The sequence below is a fragment of the Ancylobacter sonchi genome (genome assembly GCF_018390695.1).
Lineage (GTDB): Bacteria > Pseudomonadota > Alphaproteobacteria > Rhizobiales > Xanthobacteraceae > Ancylobacter > Ancylobacter sonchi.
In genome coordinates this window covers 261,195-287,234 of the sequence record NZ_JAHBGF010000010.1, presented here as the reverse complement: position 1 = coordinate 287,234, position 26,040 = coordinate 261,195, and the positions used below count along the sequence as shown (strand labels likewise).

Annotated in this window: 31 protein-coding genes and 1 tRNA gene; 20 read left to right on the top strand and 12 right to left on the bottom strand. The window is 69.0% G+C overall.

Translation table 11 applies throughout. From position 1 onward, the window contains the following. Window positions 1–155 precede the first annotated feature (155 nt). The 3 genes from KHC28_RS02805 (at window position 156) to KHC28_RS02795 (ending at window position 3,759) form a co-directional block, all read left to right on the top strand. Window positions 156–1,649, top strand: a complete 1,494-nt coding sequence (locus tag KHC28_RS02805) for a DUF1254 domain-containing protein (protein WP_214006807.1) — start codon at window positions 156–158, stop codon at window positions 1,647–1,649. A gap of 47 nt (window positions 1,650–1,696) precedes the next feature. Beyond that, entirely contained in the window at window positions 1,697–3,103 is a 1,407-nt protein-coding gene (locus tag KHC28_RS02800) for a DUF1254 domain-containing protein (RefSeq protein ID WP_214006806.1), read from the top strand. Between the two features lie 179 nt (window positions 3,104–3,282). Next, entirely contained in the window at window positions 3,283–3,759 is a 477-nt protein-coding gene (locus KHC28_RS02795; protein ID WP_214006805.1) for an HXXEE domain-containing protein, read from the top strand. A gap of 275 nt (window positions 3,760–4,034) precedes the next feature. Here the strand turns inward: KHC28_RS02795 and KHC28_RS02790 are convergent, their stop codons facing one another. Together KHC28_RS02790 and KHC28_RS02785 are read right to left on the bottom strand one after the other, a co-directional pair. After that, a complete protein-coding gene (locus KHC28_RS02790; RefSeq protein WP_214006804.1) occupies window positions 4,035–4,409 on the bottom strand; it encodes a zinc-binding metallopeptidase family protein in 375 nt (124 codons plus the stop codon). A 185-nt stretch (window positions 4,410–4,594) separates the two neighbouring features. Next, window positions 4,595–4,669 (bottom strand) — tRNA-Thr (locus tag KHC28_RS02785). Between the two features lie 422 nt (window positions 4,670–5,091). On the opposite strand from KHC28_RS02785, the gene KHC28_RS02780 reads away from it, so the two are divergent. The 4 genes from KHC28_RS02780 to KHC28_RS02765 all read left to right on the top strand — a co-directional run bounded on the left by KHC28_RS02780 (window position 5,092) and on the right by KHC28_RS02765 (window position 8,488). Further along, the gene (locus KHC28_RS02780; RefSeq protein ID WP_214006803.1) at window positions 5,092–5,277 is read left to right on the top strand and encodes a hypothetical protein; all 186 of its coding nucleotides are present in this window, start codon (window positions 5,092–5,094) and stop codon (window positions 5,275–5,277) included. Window positions 5,278–5,431: 154 nt separating this feature from the next. Beyond that, entirely contained in the window at window positions 5,432–6,721 is a 1,290-nt protein-coding gene (gene murA, locus KHC28_RS02775; protein WP_214006802.1) for a UDP-N-acetylglucosamine 1-carboxyvinyltransferase, read from the top strand. A 103-nt stretch (window positions 6,722–6,824) separates the two neighbouring features. Further along, window positions 6,825–7,337: a DUF2948 family protein gene (locus KHC28_RS02770; RefSeq protein ID WP_214006801.1), complete on the top strand. Its 513-nt coding sequence runs from the start codon at window positions 6,825–6,827 to the stop codon at window positions 7,335–7,337. Between the two features lie 137 nt (window positions 7,338–7,474). After that, the gene (locus tag KHC28_RS02765) at window positions 7,475–8,488 is read left to right on the top strand and encodes a DUF1254 domain-containing protein (protein WP_214006800.1); all 1,014 of its coding nucleotides are present in this window, start codon (window positions 7,475–7,477) and stop codon (window positions 8,486–8,488) included. Between the two features lie 102 nt (window positions 8,489–8,590). Here the strand turns inward: KHC28_RS02765 and KHC28_RS02760 are convergent, their stop codons facing one another. Continuing rightward, window positions 8,591–9,472 carry an SHOCT domain-containing protein gene (locus KHC28_RS02760; RefSeq protein ID WP_214006799.1) on the bottom strand — a complete coding sequence of 294 codons (882 nt, stop codon included), beginning with the start codon at window positions 9,470–9,472 and terminating at the stop codon, window positions 8,591–8,593. A 286-nt stretch (window positions 9,473–9,758) separates the two neighbouring features. On the opposite strand from KHC28_RS02760, the gene hisD reads away from it, so the two are divergent. From hisD to KHC28_RS02725, 7 genes are all read left to right on the top strand, one after another. After that, window positions 9,759–11,051 (top strand): histidinol dehydrogenase, encoded by a 1,293-nt coding sequence (gene hisD / locus KHC28_RS02755; RefSeq protein WP_214006798.1) that lies wholly within the window; start codon window positions 9,759–9,761, stop codon window positions 11,049–11,051. Window positions 11,052–11,061: 10 nt separating this feature from the next. Further along, window positions 11,062–11,559, top strand: a complete 498-nt coding sequence (locus KHC28_RS02750) for a UPF0262 family protein (protein ID WP_214006797.1) — start codon at window positions 11,062–11,064, stop codon at window positions 11,557–11,559. 8 nt (window positions 11,560–11,567) lie between these two features. Continuing rightward, entirely contained in the window at window positions 11,568–12,035 is a 468-nt protein-coding gene (locus KHC28_RS02745) for an arsenate-mycothiol transferase ArsC (protein WP_214006796.1), read from the top strand. Between the two features lie 94 nt (window positions 12,036–12,129). Next, the gene (locus KHC28_RS02740) at window positions 12,130–12,753 is read left to right on the top strand and encodes a Maf-like protein (RefSeq protein ID WP_214006794.1); all 624 of its coding nucleotides are present in this window, start codon (window positions 12,130–12,132) and stop codon (window positions 12,751–12,753) included. Further along, a complete protein-coding gene (gene yacG, locus KHC28_RS02735; protein WP_214006793.1) occupies window positions 12,750–12,965 on the top strand; it encodes a DNA gyrase inhibitor YacG in 216 nt (71 codons plus the stop codon). Before KHC28_RS02740 ends, yacG begins: the two co-directional genes overlap by 4 nt. An 87-nt stretch (window positions 12,966–13,052) precedes the next feature. After that, entirely contained in the window at window positions 13,053–13,457 is a 405-nt protein-coding gene (locus KHC28_RS02730; protein ID WP_214006792.1) for a GFA family protein, read from the top strand. A gap of 205 nt (window positions 13,458–13,662) precedes the next feature. Continuing rightward, window positions 13,663–14,235, top strand: a complete 573-nt coding sequence (locus tag KHC28_RS02725) for a glyoxalase superfamily protein (protein WP_214006791.1) — start codon at window positions 13,663–13,665, stop codon at window positions 14,233–14,235. A 51-nt stretch (window positions 14,236–14,286) separates the two neighbouring features. Here KHC28_RS02725 and KHC28_RS02720 read toward each other — a convergent pair whose 3' ends face one another. Beyond that, window positions 14,287–14,853 (bottom strand): cytochrome b family protein, encoded by a 567-nt coding sequence (locus tag KHC28_RS02720; RefSeq protein WP_214006790.1) that lies wholly within the window; start codon window positions 14,851–14,853, stop codon window positions 14,287–14,289. 171 nt (window positions 14,854–15,024) lie between these two features. Here KHC28_RS02720 and KHC28_RS02715 point away from each other — a divergent pair, with 171 nt between their 5' ends. After that, a complete protein-coding gene (locus tag KHC28_RS02715) occupies window positions 15,025–15,291 on the top strand; it encodes a DUF6455 family protein (RefSeq protein ID WP_214006789.1) in 267 nt (88 codons plus the stop codon). 21 nt (window positions 15,292–15,312) lie between these two features. Here KHC28_RS02715 and KHC28_RS02710 read toward each other — a convergent pair whose 3' ends face one another. The 6 genes from KHC28_RS02710 to KHC28_RS02685 form a co-directional block, all read right to left on the bottom strand. Continuing rightward, window positions 15,313–16,245 (bottom strand): DMT family transporter, encoded by a 933-nt coding sequence (locus KHC28_RS02710; RefSeq protein ID WP_214006788.1) that lies wholly within the window; start codon window positions 16,243–16,245, stop codon window positions 15,313–15,315. Window positions 16,246–16,551: 306 nt separating this feature from the next. Then, window positions 16,552–16,848: a chorismate mutase gene (locus tag KHC28_RS02705; protein WP_214006786.1), complete on the bottom strand. Its 297-nt coding sequence runs from the start codon at window positions 16,846–16,848 to the stop codon at window positions 16,552–16,554. Then, window positions 16,848–18,329: an Asp-tRNA(Asn)/Glu-tRNA(Gln) amidotransferase subunit GatA gene (gene gatA, locus KHC28_RS02700; protein ID WP_214006785.1), complete on the bottom strand. Its 1,482-nt coding sequence runs from the start codon at window positions 18,327–18,329 to the stop codon at window positions 16,848–16,850. Before gatA ends, KHC28_RS02705 begins: the two co-directional genes overlap by 1 nt. A 5-nt stretch (window positions 18,330–18,334) precedes the next feature. Continuing rightward, a complete protein-coding gene (gatC, locus tag KHC28_RS02695; RefSeq protein ID WP_214006784.1) occupies window positions 18,335–18,622 on the bottom strand; it encodes an Asp-tRNA(Asn)/Glu-tRNA(Gln) amidotransferase subunit GatC in 288 nt (95 codons plus the stop codon). A gap of 263 nt (window positions 18,623–18,885) precedes the next feature. Continuing rightward, window positions 18,886–19,197 carry a hypothetical protein gene (locus KHC28_RS02690; RefSeq protein ID WP_214006783.1) on the bottom strand — a complete coding sequence of 104 codons (312 nt, stop codon included), beginning with the start codon at window positions 19,195–19,197 and terminating at the stop codon, window positions 18,886–18,888. Window positions 19,198–19,221: 24 nt separating this feature from the next. Next, on the bottom strand, window positions 19,222–19,530 hold the full coding sequence (locus tag KHC28_RS02685) for a hypothetical protein (protein ID WP_214006782.1): 309 nt from the start codon (window positions 19,528–19,530) through the stop codon (window positions 19,222–19,224). Between the two features lie 401 nt (window positions 19,531–19,931). Between KHC28_RS02685 and KHC28_RS02680 the strand changes: the two genes are divergently transcribed. Beyond that, window positions 19,932–20,789, top strand: coding sequence for a hypothetical protein (locus KHC28_RS02680; RefSeq protein ID WP_214006781.1), 858 nt, complete (start codon window positions 19,932–19,934; stop codon window positions 20,787–20,789). Window positions 20,790–20,825: 36 nt separating this feature from the next. Here KHC28_RS02680 and KHC28_RS02675 read toward each other — a convergent pair whose 3' ends face one another. Further along, on the bottom strand, window positions 20,826–21,530 hold the full coding sequence (locus KHC28_RS02675; RefSeq protein ID WP_214006780.1) for a metal-dependent hydrolase: 705 nt from the start codon (window positions 21,528–21,530) through the stop codon (window positions 20,826–20,828). A gap of 175 nt (window positions 21,531–21,705) precedes the next feature. On the opposite strand from KHC28_RS02675, the gene ruvX reads away from it, so the two are divergent. Together ruvX and KHC28_RS02665 are read left to right on the top strand one after the other, a co-directional pair. Next, the gene (gene ruvX / locus KHC28_RS02670; RefSeq protein WP_214006779.1) at window positions 21,706–22,185 is read left to right on the top strand and encodes a Holliday junction resolvase RuvX; all 480 of its coding nucleotides are present in this window, start codon (window positions 21,706–21,708) and stop codon (window positions 22,183–22,185) included. A gap of 2 nt (window positions 22,186–22,187) precedes the next feature. Continuing rightward, the gene (locus KHC28_RS02665; protein ID WP_214006778.1) at window positions 22,188–23,123 is read left to right on the top strand and encodes an AEC family transporter; all 936 of its coding nucleotides are present in this window, start codon (window positions 22,188–22,190) and stop codon (window positions 23,121–23,123) included. 109 nt (window positions 23,124–23,232) lie between these two features. Here KHC28_RS02665 and KHC28_RS02660 read toward each other — a convergent pair whose 3' ends face one another. Further along, window positions 23,233–23,631: a hypothetical protein gene (locus KHC28_RS02660; RefSeq protein ID WP_246564172.1), complete on the bottom strand. Its 399-nt coding sequence runs from the start codon at window positions 23,629–23,631 to the stop codon at window positions 23,233–23,235. A gap of 154 nt (window positions 23,632–23,785) precedes the next feature. On the opposite strand from KHC28_RS02660, the gene KHC28_RS02655 reads away from it, so the two are divergent. After that, the gene (locus KHC28_RS02655) at window positions 23,786–24,739 is read left to right on the top strand and encodes an aspartate carbamoyltransferase catalytic subunit (protein WP_214006777.1); all 954 of its coding nucleotides are present in this window, start codon (window positions 23,786–23,788) and stop codon (window positions 24,737–24,739) included. Beyond that, on the top strand, window positions 24,732–26,030 hold the full coding sequence (locus tag KHC28_RS02650) for a dihydroorotase (protein ID WP_214006776.1): 1,299 nt from the start codon (window positions 24,732–24,734) through the stop codon (window positions 26,028–26,030). The genes KHC28_RS02655 and KHC28_RS02650 overlap by 8 nt, the downstream gene beginning before the upstream one ends. Window positions 26,031–26,040 lie beyond the last annotated feature (10 nt).

Here is a 26,040-nt window from a genome sequence, read left to right as displayed (position 1 = left end):
GCCCGATTAAGGACGACCTTGCAGCCGATGGTGGCGGCACGTCCATATTCGTGCAGTGGCGCCTGAGGCCGATTGCCCGTTCTATACGGGCCGCAAGGCATGGCCGCGGCACCGGGAGTCGGGGGTATATGTCGTCACACTGTTGGAGGATCGACATGAACCGCCGCGAATTCCTCGTTCCCACCTCCGCCGGGGCGCTCGCATCGCTGTCGCTGTCGAACGTCGTCAGTGCGCTGACGCCTTCACCAGCGATTGCCGAGGACGGGCAGGAACCTCTCGGCGGTCAGCCTCCTTTGGGCTCCAAGCCCTCGGTGACGGACTTCGACTACCAAATCAAATACCACCGCGCCTTCGAGGCGGTTCTCTGGAACATGCCGGCCATCGCGATCTACAGTTTCCGCCGTGCCGCGTTTGAGAACCTTGGCCTCAAGGACAACGACATCATCGCCTATTCGGCGCCGGCCAAACCGAAGCTCGAAGCGATAACCGCCAACAGCACGACGCCCTACATTTCCGCTTTCACCGATTTGCGAAACGGCCCGGTGGTGCTGGAGGTGCCGATTGCGGGGCCGGATGGCAGCGTCTACGGCCAAGTGGTCGACGCCTGGCAGTTCACCATTGCCGATGTCGGGCCATCAGGCATCGACAAAGGAGCGGGCGGCAAGCTGCTGTTTACGGGGCCGGACTTCAAGGGCGACGTCCCGGCTGGCTATATCCACGTCGCTTCTCCCAACTTCCGTATCGCATTTGCCTTCAGGTCCGTCCCCGCGCCCGGCAGGAGCACGGCCGACGCCTATGCCTACGCGAAGCGACTGCGGATGTATTACCTGTCGGAGGCTGCAAGCCCTCCCCAGCAGCGATTTGTGGACCCGATCAACGAACGATATCCGACCCTTCCCTTCTATGACGGCCGCCACTTCGAAGACATGCATGCCATCTTGAGCGTCGAACCTGTCCGCGAGCAGGACAAGGTGATGATGGGTATGCTGACGTCGCTGGGGATCCAGAAGGGAAAGCCCTTCACCCCCGACGCGACCGCCAAGCGGGCGATGGAGCAGGCTGCCGTCGATGCATGGTTCTATCTCCAGCAGTGGTTCGACAACATGCCCCGGGACAGGTTCTTCTGGCCCGACCGGCAATACGCCTCGCTACTGATGGCCGACGACAGCCGGAAATTCACGTGGGTCTACGACGACCGTATCGATCTGATCGACCGCGCCGCCGAATACTTCTGGTGCACCTACATGCCCAAGGAGCTCAGCAACTCGCCCGCCACGCAGTATCTGATGGCGATGGCGGACAAGGATGGGCGACGTCTGGAGGGCGGCAAGCTCTACAAGGTGGACGTGCCGGCCGAGATGCCGGTCAAGCAATTCTGGGCGCTTACCGTCTATGACCGGGCGACCAATGCCTTCATCTATACGGACGAGAACCGCACCACGCTGTCTTCCTACGATCTGCCGACGATGAAGAAGAACGCCGATGGCGGCGTGACGCTGTTCGTCGGCCCCGCCGCACCCGTAGGGATGGAAGCCAACTGGATCCCGACGCGAGGCAAGCGCCCGCTGCCGGCGATGCGGTTCTATGGCCCGACGGAGGCGCTCAACAGCAAGACCTTCAAGATGCCCGACTTCGAACTCGTGAGTTGATCGACGCCCGGTGGGAATCGACCATGCCGGCCCGGGAGGAGACAACGATGCGTACTTCACTGCTGCTCTGTTTGGCCCTGGGCGCCGCCCTTGCGGCTCCGTCCGTTTCGATAGCGGAGACCTTCGAGGATAAGCTTCTCTCGACCCCCACGTCGCCCGAAGTCATTGCCAAGGGCTTGGAGACGGACGGTTATCAGCTCGCCATCTCCGCCTATGCGTGGGGCTACCCGCTGGTGCGCATGGAGCGAGTGGTTCGCGACTATACCGACGTCCCGTCGCCCAAGCCGGACACCAGTTACCGGGCTCCGCTGAACCAGATTGGTTGGGCAACCGAACTGGCAACGCCCGCCGCGAGGGACATGCCGACCGCCAACAACGACACGTTCTACATGAGCGCCGTCGTCACGCTCGACCAGCCCTACATCTTCACCGTGCCCGACACGAACAACCGATACTATGTCGTGAACGTCTTCAACATGTGGCAGGAGTTGGAACACTATATCGGACGCCGCACCACGGGCACGAAGGCCGGCCGCTTCGCTCTCGTTCCTCCCGGCTGGAACGGCACGTTGCCGGCTGGCGTCAAGCGCCTCGACGTGACGACGGACAAGGTCTGGCTTTGGGGACGTCTGCGCATCGCGCAGGGCGAGCCTGTCGCTCCGGTTCTGGCGCTCCAGAAGCAGTTCACGCTTGAGCCGCTGAGCGGGAAGCCGACGTCGGATGCTGCATTGGAGCCACTCCCGGCGATTGCCGGCGACGAACTGGGCTTCTTCAAGCACCTCGCCTTTGCACTCAAGGACAACAAGGTGAAACCCGCCGACGCTGCCCTGTTTGGCCAATTTGCCCGCATCGGGTTGACGGCTGACGGCTTCGACCCCTCGAAGATCCCCGAGCAGACCCGCAAGGGCGTTCTGCGCGGCCTCGCCGATGCGCCGGCCGTGGTGGTGTCCTCCCTAGCGAGCGCCACCCAGAATCGGAACGGCTGGAACTGGGGTACGGGTCTCGACAGCTTCGGCTTCAACTACCCGTTCCGCGCGATGGTCGCGGGCTCCTATCTTGGCGGAAATGGCCAGCAGGAGGCGATGTATCCGCTGCGCTCGACCGACGCGGACGGCAACGCGTTGAGTGGGGCCAACCGCTACGTCATCAAGTTCGACCGCGAGCCGCCGGTGGACGGCTTCTGGTCGCTCACCATGTATGACGATGCGGACAAGATGCTCGTGGCGAACCCGATCGGCCGCTACAAGGTGGCCTCGGACACGAAGGGCCTGAAGAAGGCCGCGGACGGTTCCATGACCATCCCGGTTCAGTTCGACCCGCCCGAAGGCGAACTGGCCGCGAATTGGCTGCCTGCTCCGAAGGGGAACTTCTACGTCATCCTCCGGCTGTATCAGCCGACCGAGGAAGTCCTCACAGGCGCCTACCAGCTTCCGCAGATGGTTAAGGTGCCGTGAGATCGGTGTTGACGGGGGCGGCGCGTCTGGAGCGGTATGCCGCTCCGCCGAGCGTCCCGCAGGCATTACGTGATGGACATTCGAACGATGCTCAGCCTCCATGCGGTTGAACGCTTCGGCGCCGCTTGGCGCGGCTGATGCAGCGGAGCTTGAAGGCGAACTCACCCGGAGGCGCTCGAATGGACCTTACGACCCTCGCATGGCTCTCCATGCTGGCCTATTCGGTTCACATTCTGGAGGAGTACGAACTGGATTGGCGCAACTGGGCGCGAGAGGTCATCAAACTGCCGGTGGAGTGGCGGGACTTCTATGTGACGAATGGCGTGGTCGTGGCTGTCGGCATCGGACAGGCCATGGTGGCCGAGCGCTTGCCGCTCATTCCCCTCGTCTACGCCTCGCTGATGGCCATCAATGCCATCTTCTTCCACGTCCTTCCGATGCTGTTCACACGGGGACGCTTCTCTCCGGGAGCCATTACCGCGGTCGTGCTCTTCCTGCCGTGCTCCATGGCGGTCTGGCGTCAAGCCGTGGCGGATGGCTCGGTGGACGCACCTACCGCCTTGCTCGCCATCCTCGGTGGTGCCGTGCTGATGGCCTTCCCGGTCGTTCTGCTGCGCGTGAGAACCCTGCCCTATTTCCAGCAGGAGCGAGCCTAGCCAGCCACCACCATCATGCGCGATGCAGGAACGGCACAGGCGGCGGACTGGGTCCCAGGTGGGCGGCGGCACGCTCCATGCGCCACGCAGCATCCGTAGCGGCCTGCTCGGCGACATGGAGGAGCCGAACACGGCTCGGAGCGTCCGTGACGACACCGTGGAGAGACAGCACCCAATCCGCCAGCCGGCCGAAGCGGGCTTCCATGGCCGGAAGAAGGTTCTGAGCATCCTTCGGCAAGGCATTGATAGAGGCCGTTAAGTCGGCTCCAGCCACGCTAAGCGCATCCCGATCCGTTTTCCGCATTCTCCGTGGAGAGCTTCAGCGCCGCGACGATGCGCCCCTCGCGAGCGGCCCGGTTGAACGCCGTCACCGCTGACCACGTTTCCGCCCCACCGGGCTCCTCCCCGAAGCGCTCGACGAACAGCCGGTAGATCTCGCCTGAGAGGGAGACTACCTGCTTGTGGCTGAGCGGTGCTGGCCCCGAGCGAAGCGCCTCCCATTGCCGTTCCAGATAGGCTGTGGCGATGCCGTTCCGGGACTTGGCTATGGCAAGGCTACGGGTCCGCAGGGAGAACGTCACCACCTCGCCGACGGTGGCGACCGCGACGTGTCCGGGCTCGCCGCCCTCCGAGGGAAACGAAAAGGTCATCGTTCGCCCACGGGCCGCTTGCAGCACGTCAGCCGGGACTCGGGAGCGGAAGCCATGGACAGGCGACTCGGGACGGCGAATAGGGCGAGCCATGCGAAGAGCCGTTGCGCACCGCTCCTGCGTACCGGAGCAGCATCCTCAAACCCTTGCAGATCAGGGAATTCAACAATTTCAAGGGGATGAGATGGTGCTGCGAGAGAGGATTGAACTCTCGACCTCTCCCTTACCAAGGGAGTGCTCTACCACTGAGCTACCGCAGCCCTGCGGGGAGGTGCTCCCCGAAAGCGGGGCGACGTTTGCCACAGCCGGCCGCGAGGCGCAAGCCCGGGATGACGTCATTCACAGCCACGTCTCCGCCCCGCCGCCGCCGACGCGCCTCCCGCCCGCCCTCGGCATGGGCTCCCGCCGGCATCAACCTCCCTTTCCGCGCACCAGCCGCCCGGCCGCCGCGTCCCCCGATCGACGCCCCGGATCAGCCTCGGTCCGGCGCGATCTCGGCGCCATCCCGGCCCGGTCCCAGTCCTGGCCAGCACCATCCCGCCCCCAGGCCCGGCCCCCTCCTTGCACCGACCGCCCTCTACCCCCCGTCCTTGGCCGCCATCCCCTCGCGCCACCAGCTGGACATCCCCGTCCCGCCGGTGCGAAGACAGGCACGAACCGTTGCTCTGAGGAATTCTCGCCGATGCGCCGCAAGGACGATGCCGAAGCCGAGGAGCGCGCCCGGCGCCTCGCCGCCGCGCTGCGCGAAAATCTCAAGCGCCGCAAGGCGCAGGCGCGCGGCCGCGACGCCGCGGCTCCCTCCCCGTCGCCCGCCGCCCCGGCGGAGGCGCCCTCCCCGCAATCCCCTGCCGGCGACAGCGAGGAGTGAGGCGGCGCCGGCGGTGAATTGCCGCGCCGCCCGCCACGCGCTAGGAGTGACGGTCAACGCTGGGGGAACTGCCGCGCGAATCGCGGGCCCCCGTCACGATCACTGCCGCCGCGAGCGCGCCCCGTGCGGCGCCCGGCGAGGGAGCACAAGCTAGATGGACCGCATCCGCATCGTCGGCGGCAACCCGCTCAACGGATCGATTCCGATCTCCGGCGCCAAGAACGCCGCGCTGCCGCTGATGATCGCCGGACTGCTCACCGACGAGAAGCTGGTGCTGGAGAATGTGCCGCGTCTCGCCGACGTCGCGCTGCTGCAGCGCATCCTCGGCAATCACGGCATCGACATCACCGTGGCGGGCAAAAGGCGCGGCGACGATGCCTATGCCGGCCAGACGCTGGAGATCGACGCCCGCGTCATCGTCGACACCACCGCCCCCTACGACCTCGTCTCGCGGATGCGGGCGAGCTTCTGGGTCATCGGCCCGCTGCTGGCGCGCATGGGCCAGGCCAGGGTGTCGCTGCCCGGCGGCTGCGCCATCGGCACGCGTCCGGTCGACTTCCACCTCGACGCGCTGCGCGCGCTCGGCGCCGAGATCGAGATCGATGCCGGCTACGTCATCGCCCGGGCGCCGAAGGGGCTGAAGGGTGCGCGCGTCGTGTTCCCGAAAGTGTCGGTCGGCGCCACCCACACCGCCATCATGGCCGCCAGCCTCGCCGATGGCGAGACCGTGCTGGAAAACGCCGCCCGCGAGCCGGAGGTCGTCGACCTCGCCGACTGCATCAACGCCATGGGCGGGCGCATCGAGGGCCAGGGCAGCTCTACCATCCGCATCGTCGGCGTGCCGCGCCTCAACGGCGCGCGCTATGCCGTGCTGCCGGACCGCATCGAGGCCGGCACCTATGCGATGGCGGTGGCGATGACCGGCGGCGACGTGCTGTTGTCCGGCGCCCGCGCCGACACGCTGGAAACCGCGCTCGACACGCTGCGCGACGCCGGCGCCGAGCTGACCGTCTCGAACGAAGGCCTGCGCGTGCGGCGCAACGGCGCCGGCATCGCGCCGGTCGAGGTGTCGACGGCGCCCTTCCCCGGCTTCCCGACCGATCTTCAGGCCCAGCTGATGGCGCTCACCACCCGCGCGCGCGGCACCTCGAAGATCACCGAGACCATCTTCGAGAACCGCTTCATGCATGTGCAGGAGCTGGCCCGCCTCGGCGCGAAGATCCATCTCGACGGCGACACCGCCACCATCGAGGGCGTCGAGCGGCTCACCGGCGCGCCGGTGATGGCGACCGACCTGCGCGCCTCGGTGTCGCTGGTGATCGCCGCGCTGGCGGCGGAAGGCGAGAGCATGATCCATCGCGTCTACCACCTCGACCGCGGCTTCGAGCGGCTGGAGGAGAAGCTCTCGGCCTGCGGCGCGCAGATCGAGCGGCTCGCCGGCTGAGCCGTTCCGCGCCCGCATGCCCGGTACGCGTTGCGCGATGCCCACTTGAAGCCGCCGGGAGGCGGCTCCATCTGTGCCCCGTAGCCAAGCGGAGAACGAGAAAATGGGCAGCGGCCTCAAGCTGATTGCGCTCGACGACGAGGATCTCGCCGTCCTGTCGGTGCATCTTCAGGATGCGGTGGTGTCGGTAGGCGACATGGCCTTCCAGCCCGGCGAGCGCCGCTTCGTCATGCTCGCCAACCGCTTCGACTGGGAAAGCGCGGTGCAGAAGGAGCTGGCGGCCGAGGGCGCCGGCGCGGCGGCGGTGGTTGCCGCCCTAGATCTCGGCCCCGCCGGCAAGGCACCGTCCGGCTGCGTGCGCCGCCGCGCGGGCATCCGCTTCGAGCATGTGCTGGGCGCACGGGTGCGCGGCATCGACCTCAAGCGCAAGCGCGACGTGCTGAACCTGCTACTGGTCACCTTCGAGCCGACGGAATCGCCGTCCGGCACGGTGACTTTCACCTTCTCCGGCGGTGGCCAGCTTCAGCTCACGGTGGATTGCCTGGAAGCCGGCGTCGAGGATCTCGGCCCCGCCTGGGACGCCAAGGGTACGCCCTGCCACGACAACACGGCGTGAGGCAGGACGCACCGCCCGCACGCACCGCCCGCGAACACCTCGCCCTCGCCATACGGTATTACCCTCCGCATTCACTGTCGAATCCGTAGCGGAAGGACTAGGGTGACCCCGGCACTATCGTGCCGGGAGTTGTGTTTATGAAACCGTCCCTCGTCGCCGGCCTCGGCCTTGCCGTCGCACTGCCCCTGGCCGCCCATGCCCAATCCGTGCCCGTCACGGTGGACAACTTCCCCCGGGCCGAGTCGGACATGTACATGGCGGTCGCCGTCAAGGATGGCGGCCTCGGCGTGTTCGCCCATAATCGCACGCCTACCCCGATCGACCAGCAGAGCGTCATCCGGATGAACCGGGACACGCTCTACTCGCACACGGTATTCGACCTCGACGCCGGGCCGGTGACGATCACCCTGCCCGACGCTGGCAAGCGCTTCATGTCGCTGCAGGTGATCAACGAGGATCACTACACGCCGATGGTCGTCTACGCCGCCGGGCCGGTCACCCTGACCAGGGAGAAGGTCGGTACCCGCTACGTGATGGCGGCCATCAGGACGCTTGTCGATCCCAACGATCCCAAGGACCTTGAGCAGGTGCATGCCTTGCAGGATGCCATCAAGGCCTCCCAGCCGGCGCGCGGCAGCTTCGAGATACCCGCGTGGGACGCCGCCGGACAGAAGAAGCTCCGCGACGCCCTGCTGGTCCTGTCGTCGGCGACCGGCGGCTTCAGGAACGCCTTCGGCACCAGGGGACAGGTCGATCCGATCCAGCACCTGATCGGCACGGCGGCGGGATGGGGCGGCAACCCGGACCGCGACGCGACCTATCTCAGCCTGGCGCCGGCGAAGAACGACGGCACCACCGTCTACAAGCTGCGCGTCAAGGACGTGCCGGTCGACGCCTTCTGGTCGATCAGCGTCTATAATGGCGAAGGTTTCTTCCAGAAGAACGAGTACGACGCCTACTCGCTGAACGACATCACTGCCGTCAAGAGCGCGGATGGCGCGGTCGATGTCCAGTTCGGTGGCTGCGACGGCAAGATTCCCAACTGCCTGCCGATCGTGAAGGACTGGAACTACACGGTACGACTCTATCGTCCGCGTGAGGAAATCCTGAACGGCACCTGGACGTTTCCCGAGCCCCAGCCGGTTCCCTAGCCGGCTCGGCGCTCACGCGGCTGGCCCGGCCAGCGGATGCGCGCCCTCCGCCTCTTCGAAGGTCGGGGATTTCCGGTCCCGGCACCAGGTAGTCGCAACGACCTACAGCCGCGCGAGCAGCTCGGTCTTCTTGGCCTGGAACTCCGCCTCGGTGAGGATGCCCTTCTTCGCGAGCTCTCCCAGCCGTTCCAGCTTGTCGAAAATGTCGTCGTGACCGACGAGCGGCTCGGTCCGGGGCGCGGCGACGGCAGCGGTTTCGACTGCGAGAGCCGCATGGTCCGGCACCGGCGCCGGCGCGCTGACAGGCTCGGGCATGGCCATCGAGACCGGGACGGGTTCAGGCACCGGCACCCACGCGGGCGCCGGCGCGCTGACCGGTTCGGGCATGGCCATCGGGGCCGGAACGGGCTCGGGCATCCACGCAGGCGCCGGCGGGTCCACCGGCGCCTCGCCCGTTCCCGGCACGCGCCGGAGCGAGGAAAGATCGATCTGCCCGAACTGGCTGGAGAAGCTCAGATTATAGGTGCCGCCCTGCTGCTGGGACACGCCGGAGATCATGTGCTCGCCGGTATCGAACACCGTCACCACGCCATGCTGGCTGATCACCAGCCGGCGGTCGGACGGAAAGAAGGCGTAGCGCATGTCGTTCTGCGCGCCGGACGTGCTCGGGGCTCCGAGGCCGTCGGGCCACCAGCGATAGCCGCCTCCCATCACCGGCGGCGGCAGCGTGGCGGCGAAATCGGCCAGCTCGTGGCAGAGCCTGTCCACCTTCGCCTTGAGCCCGTTATTGAACATGTCGCCGATCATCAGCATGCCGCCGAACGACCACTGGCCCATGCCGCCAAGCTCGGGATGGCTGAACTGCGCCATGCGGCCGCCGCCGGCGCGTATGGCGTCGAGCAGCGTCCGTGCCGCGTCGGTGCTCACGCCATTGGATACGGCGATCCTGCTGAGCATTTGCTCGGTCGACGTGGCGTCGGTCATGATGTCCGGGTTTCCGATCCAGAAAGGGCGGATGGCCGGCAGGAAAGGCCCGGCGATCGTCCCGTCTACGTTATCCCACGTTTGAGCGGGATGTTCCATGCGCCTCGCCCGGGCCCATCGCGCCGGCACGCCTCGCTCGCAACGGGTCGCCGATGGCCTCGCGGCCCCCTGCCCCGACGCGGATGCTCTTGTCATCCGGGCAAGCGGTTGCGATACGAGGTCCGCTGATCATCGCCGGACCCGAGGCTGGGCCATGCGCCCCGGCCACCGCTTGCAGGACCTGCCCATGCCGCTTCACCTCGACGCCCGCTCGCCTGATTTCGCGGACCGCTTCCAGGCTTTCCTCGGCACCAAGCGCGAGGTGTCGGAGGACGTGACCCGCGCCGTCGCCGAGATCGTCGCCGAAGTGCGCGCGCGCGGTGACGCCGCGCTGATCGACTATTCCCGGCGCTTCGACCGCATCGACCTCGCCGAGGCCGGCATCCGCGTCACCGAAGGCGAGATCGACGCCGCCGTGGCCGCCGCCGATCCGAAGACGCTGGAGGCGCTCACCCTCGCCCATGAGCGCATCCGCTCGCACCATGCCCGCCAGCTGCCGGAGAGCGGTCGCTATGTCGACGCCATCGGCGTCGAGCTCGGCCATCGCTGGACCCCGGTGGACGCGGTCGGGCTCTATGTGCCGGGCGGCACCGCCGCCTACCCCTCCTCGGTGCTGATGAACGCGGTGCCGGCCAAGGTCGCCGGCGTCGGCCGGCTCGCCATGGTGGTGCCCTCGCCCGACGGCGTGCTCAACCCGCTGGTGCTGGCGGCAGCCCGCCTCGCCGGCGTCGACGAGGTGTATCGCGTCGGCGGCGCGCAGGCGGTGGCGGCGCTTGCCTATGGCACCGCGACCATCGCCCCGGTCGCCAAGATCGTCGGGCCGGGCAACGCCTATGTCGCCGCCGCCAAGCGGCAGGTATTCGGCACGGTGGGCATCGACATGATCGCCGGTCCGTCCGAGGTGCTGGTCATCGCCGATGGCGAGCAGAACCCCGACTGGATCGCCGCCGACCTGCTGGCGCAGGCGGAACACGACACCGCCGCGCAGTCGATCCTGTTCACCGACAGCCCCACGCTGGCGAGCGCGGTGGAGGCGGCGGTGGAGCGCCACCTGGCCGCCCTGCCCCGCCGCGACATCGCCTCGGCCTCCTGGGCCGATTTCGGCCTGATCGTGCACCTCGCCAGCCTGGACGACGCCCCCGCTCTGGCCGACCGCATCGCTCCCGAGCATCTCGAGATCCTCACCGCCGATCCCGAGGCGCTGGCGGCGCGGATCCGCCATGCCGGAGCGATCTTCCTCGGCGCCCACACGCCCGAGGCGATCGGCGACTATGTCGGCGGCTCCAACCACGTGCTGCCCACCGCCCGCTCGGCCCGCTTCTCCTCCGGGCTCGGCGTGCTCGACTTCATGAAGCGCACCTCCATCCTCAAATGCGGACCCGAGCAGCTGCGCGCCCTCGGCCCGGCCGCCATCGCCATCGGCGAGGCGGAAGGGCTCGGCGCCCATGCCCGCTCGGTCGCCATCCGCCTCAACCTCTGAGAGGCCGGGCATGGCGGAAGGCGATGATCCCCATGTCGATACGCGCCGCCTGGTGGCGGTGCGGCTCGATCCCGCCTCGATCGGTCGCTCCACCCGCGACATCGAGCATGAGCGCGCCATCGCCATCTACGACCTGATCGAGGAGAACAGCTTCGCGCCGCTCGGCGATCCGCATCCCGGCCCCTACGCCCTCACCGTGTCGCTCGCCGACAACCGGCTGGTGCTCGACATCGCCCGGCAGGATGGCGAGCCGGTGGTGTCCCACCACCTGTCCCTTAGCCCGCTGCGGCGGGTGGTGAAGGACTATTTCCTGGTCTGCGAGAGCTATTACGACGCGATCCGCCGTGCCAGCCCGTCGCAGATCGAGGCGATCGACATGGGCCGGCGCGGTTTGCACAACGAGGGTTCCGAGCTGCTGCGCGAACGGCTGAAGGACAAGGTCGCCTGCGACTTCACCACGGCGCGGCGGCTGTTCACCCTCGTCTGCGCCTTGCACTGGAAGGGTTGAGCGCGGTGATGGAAACCGCACAGCCCTTCGAGCCCGCCCGCAGCAAGGCGCGGCCGCAGGCGGTGCTGTTCATGTGCGGGCAGAACAGCGTGCGCTCGCCCATGGCGGCGGCGCTGGCGCGTCATCTGTTCGGGCGCTCCATCTATATCGGCTCGGCCGGGGTGATGAAGGGCGAGGTCGATCCCTTCGTCACCGCCGCCATCGAGGAGATCGGCCTCGACATCGGCCGGCATCGGCCGCAGACGCTGGAGGAGCTCGAGGAGAACGAAGGGCTCGCCTTCGATCTCGTCATCACGCTGTCCCCCGATGCGCATCACCGGGCGCTGGAGCTCACCCGCAGCAACGCCCTCGACGTGGAATACTGGCCGACGCCGGACCCGACCCTGGTCACCGGCAATCGCGAGCAGTGCCTCGACGCCTATCGCGCGGTGCGCGACGAGCTGGAGATGCGGATTCGCGCGCGTTTCCGGCCGTGACGGCGGCCGGCGGCGTTCACAGCGGCGGCGCTTTCCAGTAGCGTGCCGGCCCATCGGCCCGCCGGATTCTCCGGCGGCACAAGGAGTTCCCGCGTTGAGTCCCCGCCCTACTCTGGTTCTGGCTTCCGCCTCGCCGCGTCGGCTGGCGCTGCTCGCCCAGGCCGGCATCGAGCCCGACGCGCTGCTGCCGGCCGATATCGACGAGAGCCCCGAGCGCACCGAGCTGCCGAGCCGCCTCGCCCTGCGGCTGGCCCGCCAGAAGCTGGAGGCCGCCGATGCCCGCCGTCGCGCGGCCAGCGAATATGACGGCGCCTATCTGCTTGCCGCCGACACGGTGGTCGGGGTCGGGCGGCGCATCCTGCCCAAGCCCGAGCTCAGCGAGGAAGCCGAGGACTGCCTGCACCTGCTGTCCGGCCGCGCGCACCGCGTCTATACCGGCGTGGCGCTGATGACGCCGAAGGGCGGCGTCCGCACCCGGCTGGTGGAGACGCGGGTGCGGTTCAAGCGCCTGTCGGGCGAGGAGATCGCCGCCTATGTCGCCTCCCGCGAATGGCTCGGCAAGGCGGGCGGCTACGCCATCCAGGGGCTGGCCGGTACCTTCGTGGTGAAGATGGTCGGCTCCTACACCAATGTCGTCGGCCTGCCGCTCGCCGAGACGGTGGCGCTTTTGGCCGGCGAGCATTTTCCGGTGCATGCCCGTTGGGGGAACCCGGCATGAGCGACGAGCCGACCGACAAGGCCGCGACCAAGCCATGCCCGATCTGCGGCAAGCCGGCGGTGACGCGCTATCGGCCGTTCTGCTCCAGCCGCTGCGCCGATGTGGACCTGCATCGCTGGCTGTCCGGCGGCTATTCCATTCCCGGCAGCACCGAGGAGGACGAGGACGGCGAGGAAGTCCCCCTCGCCCCGCGTCCGCCGAGGGAGCCTTAAAGCGTCGCACGCACCTCCGGCCGCGGGACGACGATCACTCCAGGTCGCCAGACGGGTCGGGCGCGACGCGGATAGGGAGCGACGGCGATGGCGTTGAAGGGAAGCTGCCTGTGCGGCGGCGTGCGCTACGAGATCGACCGGCTGGACGGGCCGGCCTCTCATTGTCATTGCCACACCTGCCGCAAGGCGCATGCCAGCGCCTTCGTCACCACGGCGGCGGTGGAGCGCGCGCATTTCCGCTGGACCGCCGGCGAGGAAATGCTGCGCAGCTTCGAATCCTCGCCCGGCAAGCAGCGCCATTTCTGTTCCGCCTGCGGCACCCATCTGGTGGCCGAGCGCGCCGACCAGACCCACCTCATCCTGCGGGTCGCCACGCTCGACGACGACCCGGCGGTGCGGCCCTCCTTCCACATCTGGACCGCGCATGACGTGCCGTGGCTGATCGAGGAAGATGAGGCGCCGCGCTACCCGGAATGGCAGCCCGGCCGCTGACGCCGCGCGTATGACCTTAGGTCGCTTGCTCCGGCTCCCCCGGTCGACTAGCTTGGGCTCCGGCTGGTGCGGCCGGCCGCTCGCGTCCCGTCTGGGGCATGGTGAACGCACCGATTGACGACCTGTCGACATCCTCCGTCACCCGGCGGTGCCGTCAGCAAGGCGAGCCCTGACACCACGCATCGCCGCAGACGCAGGATCGACCATGTCCGCTCCGTCCGTTCTCCACACACGCCTGGAATCCCTCGCCGACGCCAAGTTCCTGGCGAAGGCGCTGCGCACCGCCCTTGCCGCGCGCGGAATCGACATCCCCCATGGCCACGCGCTCGATCTGGTCGCCGCCCAGTTCGGCGCACGCGACTGGAACGTGCTCGCCGCACAGGTGCCGGAGGAGCGCGCCGCCGGCCCGCTCTCGTTCCGCACCACCGCGCCGATCATGCGCATCTTCGACGAGCAGAAGGCGCTCGACTTCTATGTCGGCTTTCTCGGCTTCACGCTGGACTGGGAGCATCGCTTCGCGCCCGGCCTGCCGCTCTACGCGCAGGTATCGCGCGCCGGGCTGGTGCTGCACCTGTCCGGCCACCACGGCGATTCCACGCCCGGCTCCACCGTCTTCGTCGCGATGGAAGGCATCTCGGCCTACAATGCCGAACTGCTGGCCAAGCAGAACCCCAATATGCGGCCCGGTGTCGAGGCCCTGCCATGGGGCCGGCAGATGGAGGTCATCGACCCGTTCGGCAACCGCATCCGCTTCTGCGAGCAGCGCGGCGGCGGCTGATGTGGCGGCGGCTGACCTTGCTGGCGGGGTCCCCGCCCCGGCTCCCCTGCGTTACTGCACCGAGATCAGCGCGTAGGGGCATTGCAGGGTCGGGGAATCCGCGCCCTCGCGCCAGCACACCACATTGTGGCTGAGATCGACGATCAGCTGGGTCGGGTCTTCCTCGCCATTCGCGCCGGGCCGGCGGACGAACAGCATGCGGTCCGGCTCGATGGTACGGACGAGGTGGTAATACTCGGCATTGCCGTCCGGCCGTTCCTGGAACTCGCGCCAGACCCTGTCGCCGAGATTGATCACGCTGGCGTCGAGCAGGCGCATCGTCTTGGTCTGCTCGTTGTAATAGGGCGTCTTGAACTGGATCAGCCGGGCGTCGGCCAGCGCCAGCGGCCGCTTGGCGCCGGTATAGAGCGCCACCACGGCGAGGCTCATCGTGCCCAGCATGAACAGGGCGAAGGTGAGGAAACCGATCCAGGGATGGCTGTTCTGGGTGCGGGCGAGATAGATCACCCCACCGCAGCCGATGACGATGCACACCAGCGCGACGATGCCGAGCCCGGTCTCGCTGGCCGCCCGGATGATCGCCGGGCCGTTCTGGAACAGCGCGTTCAACCACTCCATGCCACGCCTCCCCCTTCGGCACGGCACGGCGCGCCCCCCGCGCGCCATGGGTCTGGGCGGGAGAGTGCGCCCGAATACGCGGCGGCGCAATGGTTTCAATACCTTGCGCCAGATCAAGGCCGATGGCGATGGTCCGCGGCAGGCTACCCGGTGGAGATGAGGAGGCGACAGATGCGCATCGACACCATCGACGAACGGCTCGCATTGTTCCTGCACATGGCCGGCCATATGGGCCTGCACGAGCTCGATCCGTCGGCGATTCCGCTCGGCGAGCTGCGGGCCGGCGCCCAGCGTTGCCTCGGCTGCCGCACCGGAGAGGCCTGCCGCGATTTCCTCGTCCGCTCCGCCGAGAACGCGCCTCCGCCGGAGTTCTGTCGCAACGCCGATACGTTCCGCCGCTGGGTCGAGGCCGCGATCGAGGGCGCGCCCCGACGCTGATCAGCCGGCGTTGATCCGCGCTCAGCGCAGGCTGATCAGCGCCGTGCCGAGGATCGCCACCATGGCGCCGATCCAGGCGGCGGGCGACGGCGCGACGCGGGTGCGCAGCCACACCATCGGTAGGATCGCCACCGGCGCCATCGAGGACAGCGTCGAGACCACGCCGACATCGCCGCCGGCCAGCGCCGCCATCAGCAGCGCCATGCCGAGCACGGTGCCGAAGAAGGACGACGTCACCGCCGTGGCGACGTTGCGCGCGGTGGCCGGGGCGGTGTCGCGCCGCGCGAACGGAAACGCCATCAGCGCGAGGAAGAACGCCGCCGCGAGGCCGGAGCGCACCGCCATCGCGGTGAACGGCTCCACCCCCGCCGCCATGGCCGGACGGGCGAATAGATTGCCCAGCGCCTGGCCCATCGCCGTCACCACGCCGAGCCCGATGCCGACCCAGCCGGGCCCGCTTCCCCAGCGGGCCTTCGGACGCGGCGCGCCCTCCGGCGCCGGCACCACGAGGCTGTCGGCCTTCGCGCCCCGGCCGCGCGGCTGCCCGACCGCCAGCGCGACCCCGGCCAGCACCAGCGCGACGCCGAGCCCCTGCCGGGCGCTGATCGTCTCGCCGAAGACGAGATAGCCGAGCGCCAGCGCGAAGGGCGAGGTGAGCGCGAACAGCAGCGCGGTGATGCGTGGCCCGGCGGTGTAGATGGCGGCGAAATAGGTGGAGCTGGCGATGATGATGCCGAACAGGCCGGAGGCCGCCAGCTGCATCAGCTGGGTGCCGCCGAGGCTGCTCCAGCCGCCGAGCGCGGTGGCGACGGCGGCGTTCATCAGGAAGGCGGCGCTCATCTGCCAGCGGGTGAGGCGGAACAGGCCGACGCGGCCGTTCAGCTCGCTGATGAACATGGCGCTCAGCGCGATGCAGCTGGCCGCGCCGACGGCCATGAGTTCGGAGAGGAACACGGATCAAGGTCCTCGGCGGCCCGCCGCCGTTCGGAAGCCCGCCGGCCGGAGGGAGCCGGCCGCGGTCACGCACGATGCGGCATGCTCAAAGCATGGCGACGCCGCCAAGACCATTCGACCTTCGCGGCAGATCCTCGCGCCCCACCGGTCGCCGGGCATCTGGACCGGCAACGGCCGCAAGAGCGACCTGTCCCCTCCGCCGAAACCGGATGTTCCCGGCTTCGGCCCTGCCGGAACCGAACCCGGCAACCGCCGAGTTCGGGCGGGAAGAGGGAAGTCGAGAGCAGCCCCGGCCCCGCCCCCGCGTCAGCCGAGCCGCTCGTTCTCGTAGTCGACCACCCACTGGATCAGCACCCGCCACAGCTTCTCGGCGAGCTCCGGCGGCACGCCCTTGGTCTCGGCGCTGGCGGTCACCTTCTCCACCACGTCCTCGACCCGCTCGGGCAGCAGCGCCGCGAGCCCCTCGGCCCGCTTCACCGCGATGACGTGCTTGACCACCTCGAAGCGCCTGGCGAGCAGTTCCACCATCTGCGCGTCGAGGGCGTCGATCTCCGCCCGGAAAGGCGCGAGGGCACTCTCGTTCTCGGGGAGCAGGCGCGCCATCACCGCCACCAGTCTTCCGGGCAGGGGAAGCGGCCGGCGGCCTCCTCGATCACCTGGCCGAGCGAGAACAGCGCCTCTTCGCCGAACGGCCGGCCGATCAGCTGCAGGCCGAGCGGCAGCCCCTCGCCCGACAGCCCGGCCGGCACGGCGATGCCCGGCAGGCCGGCCATGTTCAGCGTCACGGTGAACACGTCCTGCAGGTACATCTCCACCGGGTCGGCGCCGGACTTCTCGCCGATGCCGAAGGCCGGCGACGGGGTGGCCGGGGCCAGCACCGCGTCGACGCCGGCGGCGAAGGCGTTCTCGAAGTCGCGCTTGATCAGCGTGCGCACCTTCTGCGCCCGCACGTAATAGGCGTCGTAATAGCCGGCGGAGAGCACATAGGTGCCGATCATGATACGCCGGCGGACCTCGGCGCCGAAGCCGCTGGCGCGGGTCTTCTCGTACATCTCGATGATGTCGCGGCCGGGCACACGCTCGCCATAGCGCACGCCGTCATAGCGCGCGAGGTTGGAGGAGGCCTCCGCCAGCGCGACGATGTAATAGGCCGGCAGCGCGTATTTGCTGTGCGGCAGGCTGATCTCGACCACCTCGGCGCCGGCATCGCGTAGCCACTGCGCGCCCTCGTCCCACAGGGCGGCGATCTCGTCCGACATGCCGTCGACGCGGTATTCCCTGGGGATGCCGATGCGCATGCCCTTCACCGAGGCGCCGACCGCCTGCTGATAATCCGGCACCGGCAGCCTGGCCGAGGTCGAATCCTTCGGGTCGTGACCGGCCATGGAGCGCAGCAGCAGCGCCGCGTCGTTCACCGAGCGGGCGATCGGCCCGGCCTGGTCGAGCGAGGAGGCGTAGGCGATGATGCCCCAGCGCGAGCAGCGGCCATAGGTCGGCTTGATGCCGACCGTGCCGGTGAACGCCGCCGGCTGGCGGATCGAGCCGCCGGTGTCGGTGCCCGCCGCGCCGGCGCACAGATGCGCCGCCACCGCCGCCGCCGAGCCGCCGGAGGAGCCGCCCGGCACCAGCGGCTGGGACGAGCCCTCGCGCCGCCAGGGGTTCACCGTGGCGCCGAAGGCGCTGGTCTCGGTGGACGAGCCCATGGCGAACTCGTCCTGGTTCAGCTTGCCGAGCAGCACCGCGCCGTCGCGCCACAGATTGGCGGTGACGGTCGATTCGTACTGCGGCACGAAGTGCTTGAGGATGTTGGAGCCGGCGGTGGTGCGCACGCCGTCCACCGCGTAATTGTCCTTCACGCCAAGCGGGATTCCTTCCAGCGGCCCCGCCTCGCCGCTGGCGAGCCGCGCGTCGCTGGCCTTGGCCATGTCGAGCGCCTTTTCCGGCGTGGTCAGCACGAAGGCGTTGAGGTCGCCGGCCGGCTCGATGGCGTCGAGATAGGCCTGGGTCAGCTCGGTGGCGGTGAAATGGCCCTGCGCCAGCCCTTCGCGGGCGGCGGTGAGGGTAAGACGGGTCAGTTCGCTCATGGCGCTCACTCCACCACTTTCGGCACGGCGAAGAAGCCGTCCTCGGCCACCGGGGCATTGGCGAGCACCCGCTCGGGATAGAACCCGTCGGTCACCACGTCCGCGCGCAGCGGCAGCGTCATCGGGGTGACACTGGTCATCGGCTCGACGCCGGTGACGTCGACCTCGGCCAGCTCGTCCACGAAGGCCAGGATGGCGTTGAGCTCGCCCTGGAGATGGACCACTTCTTCCTCGGTGACGGCGATGCGCGCGAGATGCGCGACCCGCCGGACCGTCGCCTGATCGACCGACATGAGATTACCCGACACGACATGAATTGCTGCCGCGCCGTATAGCAGGCCGGCGGCGCGTCCCGCAACGCGCCACCGGCCCTTCCCCGCAGTCCGGGCCGGCGATGTCCCTCCCCGTTCGGGAGAGAGCGAGGCGAAGCAACGTGCGGCGATGGGCGAGCCCCCCGGCTTGCCCCCGCCTTGCCACCTGATGACGGCTCCCGCCGCTTCGCCTCGCGCCGCCTCTTCCCATCGGGAGAGCGGGACTGCGGATCAGGCTATCCGCCTCAGCTCTTCACCATCGCCAGGCACTGGCCGGCGGCCTCGGCATTGGTGCGGGCCGCGCCGCGATCGATCTTGCCGCCCATGGCGAGCGAACGGGTCTTGTCGGTCACCACGCCACGCACGTCGCCGCCCGAGCTGATGCCCGGCAGCGAGGCGGCATAGATCGCCTTGCCGTCGGCATTGAGCCCGGCGGCGCAGGCATCGGCCGAGGTCTTGTCGGCGAGCGCCGGCACGGAGGCGGCGATGAGCGCCCCGAAGCACAGCGCAACGGACGTGCTCCGGCCGAACCGGAGCCCGGTGAGGGAATTGGGCATGCTACTCTCCTGTTACAGATTGGCTCAGCGCAGGCCGGGATGATTGACCGGCCCGCCCGCATTCACACCCGGTCCCGGCCGCGCGACGGCCCGGGCATTCGGGTTGGCGACGCATCCGACCGGGTAGCCCGGGCGGGTGCAGTAGATGGCGGCGCGGGCGGCGGGCGCCGGCGCGGGGCGCACCACGCAGCCGCGCGGATAGCCCGGCCCGGTGCAGTACACCACGGCGGCGGCCGGGGAGGCAGCGGCGATCAGCGCGCCGGCCGCCAATAGGCTGCCGGCGGCGAAAGCGCCGGCCGCGTGGCGGAGTGACGGGATTCCCTTGCAGCGCATGGCACGTCCTCGCTTGGCACGTCCTCGCTTGGCGAGGCGGCTGTTCCCGCTGCGGAATGAACGCCCGGCAGTGCCGTTACGCAATGCCGAACTTTGATCGCGTCTCGTCAGGTCGGCGCCGGTCGCCCGGTCCGGCTTCCACCGGCCCGGCCGACACCGCGGCGGCAATCAGGTACGGACTTCAAGCACTTGCCGGCCCGCCGCCTCGAGGCGCCTACGTCCGGCGGCGCGGATCGAACAGTGGACGCCGTGTCGGTTCAATGTCGATTATTGGCCGCAATCGCGGCAAAAGGAGGCCATCGACGGTGGGGATTCGCCCGGCGCCGACGACGATGGTTCCGTCCGCCGGTTCCACGGGAGGGCATACCCCTCCGTCCGGCGCCTGATCAGGGAGGGTCGCCATGCTCGACGCCACGGCGCCACCGGCACGGCCGAACCTGTCGGCCCTGCGCGCCGATCCCCGCTTTTCGGCGGCGGCGCGGCAGGCGGCGGCAGGCATCGTCGCGACCTATCGCGGCAGCGCGGTGATGAACCGTCTGCTCAACGACCGTGGCCGCTTCCTCCTGTCGCTGCTGGTGCTCGCCATGGATCTGGAGACGCCCGAGGTCGGGCGCGACGGGCTCACCTCCGGCCGGCTGAAGGCGGAGGCGGCGGCCTTCGGCATTTGCAGCCCCGGCCGGGCCGGCGCGGTGCTGGCCACCTTCCGGCTGCTGCGCCTCGTCCAGGCGGTGCCGACGCCGGACCGGCGGGTCAGGCGGCTCGCCGCCACGCCGCGCTTCATCGACATGCACCGGCAGCGCTGGCGCGCACTGCTGGAGCCGATGGCGAGCTTCATACCGGAGGGCGCCGCCGGTCTCGCCCGTCTCGGCGACCCGGCCTTCCTGCCGCCCTATGTCGAGGCGCTGCTGCTGCCGTTCCGCGCCGGCTGGCGGCTGCTCGACGACGTGCCGGCGCTGGCGCCCTTCGCCGACCGCGATGGCGGCATCGTCATCGCGCTCTCGCTGATGGGCACGCTCGATGGCGATCCGCCGCCGCCGCTCGCCCATCTCGCCCGCCAGTTCGGCGTGTCGCGCTCGCATGTGCTCGGCGTGCTGCGCGCCGGCGAGGAGGCCGGGCTGCTGCGCCGCCCCGATCCGCGCGGCGGCGCGCTCGCCGAGCCGGCATTGGGGGAGGCGCTGCACGATTTCGTCGCCTGCGCCTTCCACATGCAGGCGCAGGCGGTACGAGGCGGCCTCGCCGCCCTCGGGGTCCCGCGCTGAGGGCGCCCGCAAGGCGCCCCCGCCCCGAAACGGGTGTCAGCCCTTGGCGAACTCCTTCGGCGTGCCGCTTTCCAGCACATGCACGCTCGCCTCGTCGCCGACGAAGCCGATGAAACGGTCGGCCGTGGGCTCCAGCGGCGGGAAGGAACCGTAATGGCAGGGGATGATGGTCAGCCCGGGCAGGAAGCGCTTCACCGCCAGCGCCGCCGTCTCCGGCCCCATGGTGAAGCGGTTGCCGATCGGCACGATGACGATCTCCGGCCGGTGAATCTCGGCGATCAGCTCCATGTCGGAGAAGATATCGGTGTCGCCCATGTGCCATACCGTCGGCTCGCCGGGGGCATGCACGATCAGCCCGTTGGCATTGCCGAGATAGGCGGTGGCGCCGTCGACCACCATGCCGGAGGAATGATCGGCCCGCACCATGCTCACCGAGAAGCCGTCGAGGCCGATGGTGCCGCCGGTGTTCATCATCTCCAGCTTCTTCACCCCCTGCAGCCCCAGCCAGGAGGCGAGGTCGGCATTCGCGACCACCGTGGCCCCGGTCGCCTCGGCGATCGGCACGGTGTCGCCGACATGGTCGCCATGGCCGTGGGTGAGCAGCACATGGGTGGTCCCCAGCACCGCCACGTCGCGGCTCGACCCGAAGCTGGGATTACCGGACAGGAAGGGGTCGATCAGCACGACCTTCCCGGCGAAGTCGAGGCGGAAGGCTGCGTGTCCGAACCACGTGATCTTCATGGAGCATCTCTCTGGCTGCCGACGATGAGCGCAACATAGGGCGCCCGCCGGCGGGCTCAAGCTGGACTTTTCGGCCTCACCGGCCATCCCGCAGCGGAAATCGGCCGCATCGTCCACCTCACTGGACAGTCCGGACGCTCTGGCGCGCCTCCGCCGGGCGTGGTAGCGCAAGGTCATGAGCGCCCCCATTCTCCGCATCGAGGAAGCCGCCGATCAGCTGCCCCCGCGCGGCGGGCTGCTCGGCCTCGATCTCGGCACCAAGACCATCGGCATCGCCAGCTGCGACCCCGACCGGCGTCTCGCCGCGGCGGTGGAAACCATTGCGCGCAAACAGTTTACCCCCGATGCGGCCCGCGTCCTGAAGCTGGCCGGCGAGCGCGGCGCGGTCGGATTCGTGCTCGGCCTGCCCGTCAACATGGACGGCAGCGAGGGTCCGCGCGCCCAGTCCACCCGCGCCTTCGCCCGCAACTTCTCCAAGCTGACCGAATTGCCGATTATCCTGTGGGACGAACGGCTTAGCACCGCCGCCGTCGAGAGGGACCTGATCAGCGCCGATGTCAGCCGGGCGAAACGGGCGGCCGTGGTGGACCAGCACGCCGCCGCCTTCATCCTCCAGGGCGCGCTCGACCGCCTGCGGTTCCTCGCGGGCGCCTGACCATGGTCGGCGTTCTCGGCGCGCTCGTCCCGGTGTTCCTGGTGATCGCCCTCGGGGCCGGGCTGAAGCGCAGCCTCCTCACCGAGGACAGCCACTGGATCGCTTTGGAAAAGCTCACTTATTTCATTCTTTTCCCGGCGCTGATCATCGTTTCCATCGCCCGCGCCGACCTCGGCGGGGTGGCGGTGCTGGAGGTCGGCGCCGCGTTGCTGCTGGCGATTCTCGGCCTCAGCGCCGCGCTGGCGCTGCTGCGCCGCCCGCTCAGCCGGGTGCTTGGGCTGACAAGTCCTTCCTACACCTCGCTTTTCCAGGGATCGGTGCGCTGGAATTCCTATGTGGCGCTGGCGGTATCCGGCGCTCTGGCGGGGCCGAAGGGGCTGGCCGTCGCCGCCGTGGCGCTGGCGGTGATGATTCCCGCGCTCAACGTGCTGTCGGTCGCGGTGCTCGCCCGCCACGGCGCCCGCTCCAGCGCCGCGCCGCCGCGCATGCTCGCCCAGATCGCCCGCAACCCCTATGTCTGGTCCTGCGCCATCGGGGCATTGCTCAACGAAATCAACGTCATACTTCCCGCCGTGCTGATGACGTTCGTCGACATCCTCGGCCGCTCCTCGCTGGCGCTCGGCCTGCTGGTGGTCGGCGCCGGGCTGCGGATCGACAGCCTGCGCCGCCCGCACGCCGCGACCTTCCTGTCCTGCGTCCTCAAGCTGATACTGCTTCCCGCCATCGCCATCACCCTCGGCGTGGCGCTGGGGCTGCGCGGCGTCGACCTCCTGGTGGTCGCCATCGCCTCCTCGGTGCCCTCGGCGCCGAACGGCTATGTGCTGGCGCGGCAGATGGGCGGCGATGCGCCGCTGCTGGCCGAGATGCTGACGGTGCAGATGGTCGTCGCCACCATCACCATGCCGGCGGCAGTCGCCACAGTGACCTATCTGTCCTGACAGGACTTTAGGCAGAAAAACTCATGCAAAACGCGAACGGCAGGCCAGCGGCCCGCCGTTCGGCGATGGCGTAAGGCGCGAAGCTCGGCAACGACCGGCGCCGTGCACGTCAATTGTCGTAGCGCGGCCCGTAGTAGCGCTCCCGCCCGTAATAGCCATAGCGCGGCCCAGCGTAGTAGCGCGGCCCATAATAGGCGCGCGGGGCGTAATAGCGGTAGCGGGCTCCGTAATAGCGCGGACCATAATAACCATCATAGCCATAGCGCGGCCCGTAATAGTAACCGCGATTGGCATTGGCGATGGCCGCTCCGGCGACCACCCCGGCCGCGACGCCGCCGGCCACCCAGCAGCCGGTGCAGTCCACCCGTTCGACCGGCACGCCGTCAGCCCCGGCGAGTGCCGGATCGAAGCGGAGCGGGGCCGCGGAAGCCGGCACTGCGGCGAGCGAAGCGGCAAGCACGAGTCCGACCACGCCGAGACGGGCCTTCCGGCTCAACATCCCTGTCATGGCATCCTCCTGTCCTTTGAGCCCCTCAGATCCTCGACGGAATAACGTCGGCGAACGGCACCGGGTTCCGGCAGTGCCGCGACGCGATTTCCGGGACAGGTGCCGATAAGCGCTTGCGGGGAGCCACGTCAGCGTCTATCCAGCCGACTTCGATATGACATCGAACCCGACTGCCTCCTTCACGCTTGCCCGCCGGCACCTTCTCGGCATCGAGGGCCTCGCCCCCGACGAGATCACCGGCCTGCTCGACCTCGCCGAGGAGTTCGTGACCCTCAACCGGCAGGTCGAGAAAAAGCGCGCGACCCTGCGCGGCCGCACGCAGATCAACCTGTTCTTCGAGGCCTCCACCCGCACGCAGTCGTCCTTCGAACTGGCCGGCAAGCGGCTCGGGGCGGATGTGATGAACATGGCGGTGGCCAATTCCTCGCTCAAGAAGGGCGAGACGCTGATCGACACCGCCGCTACCCTCAATGCCATGCACCCGGACGTGCTGATCGTGCGCCACAGCGCCTCCGGCGCGGTGGAACTGCTCGCCCGCAAGGTCGACTGCTCGGTGGTGAATGCCGGCGACGGCGCCCATGAGCACCCCACACAGGCGCTGCTCGACGCGCTGACCATCCGCCGCAACAAGGGGCGCATCGAGGGGCTGACCGTCGCCATCTGCGGCGACATCACCCATTCGCGGGTCGCTCGCTCGAACATCCTTCTGCTCCAGGCACTTGGCGCGACGGTGCGGGTGGTGGCGCCGCGCACGCTGCTGCCGCGCGACATCGATCGCTTCGGCGTCGAGGTGCATAACGACATGCGCAGCGGCCTCGCCGACGTCGACATCGTCATGATGCTGCGCCTGCAGCGCGAGCGGATGAACGGCTCTTTCGTGCCGTCGGTGAAGGAGTATTTCCACTTCTGGGGCCTCGACGAGGCGAAGCTGCGCTACGCCAAGCCCGACGCGCTGGTGATGCATCCCGGCCCGATGAATCGCGGCGTCGAGATCGATTCGGCGGTGGCCGACGGCGCGCAGTCGCTGATCCGCGAGCAGGTGGAAATGGGCGTGGCGGTCCGCATGGCCGTCCTCGATGCGCTATCGCGGAATCTGCCAAATGCCTGATATTCGTCCGGTTCTTCTGGCGGGAGCCCGCATTCTCGACCCGTCGCGCGACCTCGACATCGAAGGCGACATCCTCGTCGCCGACGGCATCATCAAGGATGTCGCATCCGGCCTCGCCGCCACCGGCCTGCCGGAAGGCACCGAGCGGGTGGACTGCCGCGGCAGGATCGTGGTTCCCGGCCTCGTAGACATGCGCGCCTTCATCGGCGAGCCGGGTGCCGAGCACCGCGAGACGCTCGCTTCCGCCAGCCAGGCGGCGGCGGCGGGCGGCGTGACCACCATCATCTGCCAGCCCGATACCGATCCGATGATAGACGAGCCGGCCATCGTCGATTTCGTCCAGCGCCGCGCCCGCGACACCGCCATCGTGCGGGTGCATCCGATGGCGGCGCTGACCAAGGGCCTTGAAGGCCGCGAGATGTCCGAGATCGGCCTGTTGCAGGCTGCCGGCGCGGTCGCCTTCACCGACGGCGCCCGCTCGGTGCGCTCGGCGCAGGTGCTGCGCCGCGCCCTCACCTATTCCCGCATGTTCGACGCGCTGATCGTCCACCACACCGAGGATGCCGACCTCACCGGCGAGGGGGTGATGAACGAGGGCGAGCTCGCCGCCCGGCTCGGCCTCGCCGGCAGTCCCAAGGCGGCGGAAGCCATCGTGCTGGAGCGCGACATCCGCCTCGCCGCCATGACCGGCGGGCGCTACCACGCCGCCTCGCTCACCTGCGCCGAATCGCTCGAGGTGCTGCGCCGGGCCAAGGACGCCGGACTGAACGTCACCGCCTCGGCCTCGATCAACCACCTGACCCTGAACGAGCGCGACGTCGTCGGCTACCGCACCTTCTTCAAGCTGGCGCCGCCGCTGCGCGCCGAGGACGACCGCCTCGCCTTGGTCGCCGCGGTAGACGAGGGGCTGATCGACGTCGTCGTCTCCGACCACAACCCGCAGGACGTCGAGGTGAAGCGCCTGCCCTTCTCCGAGGCCGCCTTCGGCGCCATCGGGCTGGAGACCATGCTGGCCGCCGGCCTGCGGCTGGTAAATGACGGCACACTGGGCCTGATGCCGTTGATCCGCTCGCTCTCCACCCGGCCCGCCGAGTTGCTCGGCCTTGAGACCGGCACGCTGCGGCCGGGCCGGCCGGCGGATATCGCCGTGATCGCGCCGGACGAAGCGTGGATCCTCGATGCGACGGCGCTGAAGTCCCGCTGCCTCAACACGCCCTTTGACGAGGCGCGCTTCGAGGGACGGGTGGTGCGCACGCTGGTCGGCGGCCGCACCGTCTACGAATACGTGTGAATTGCCGCCG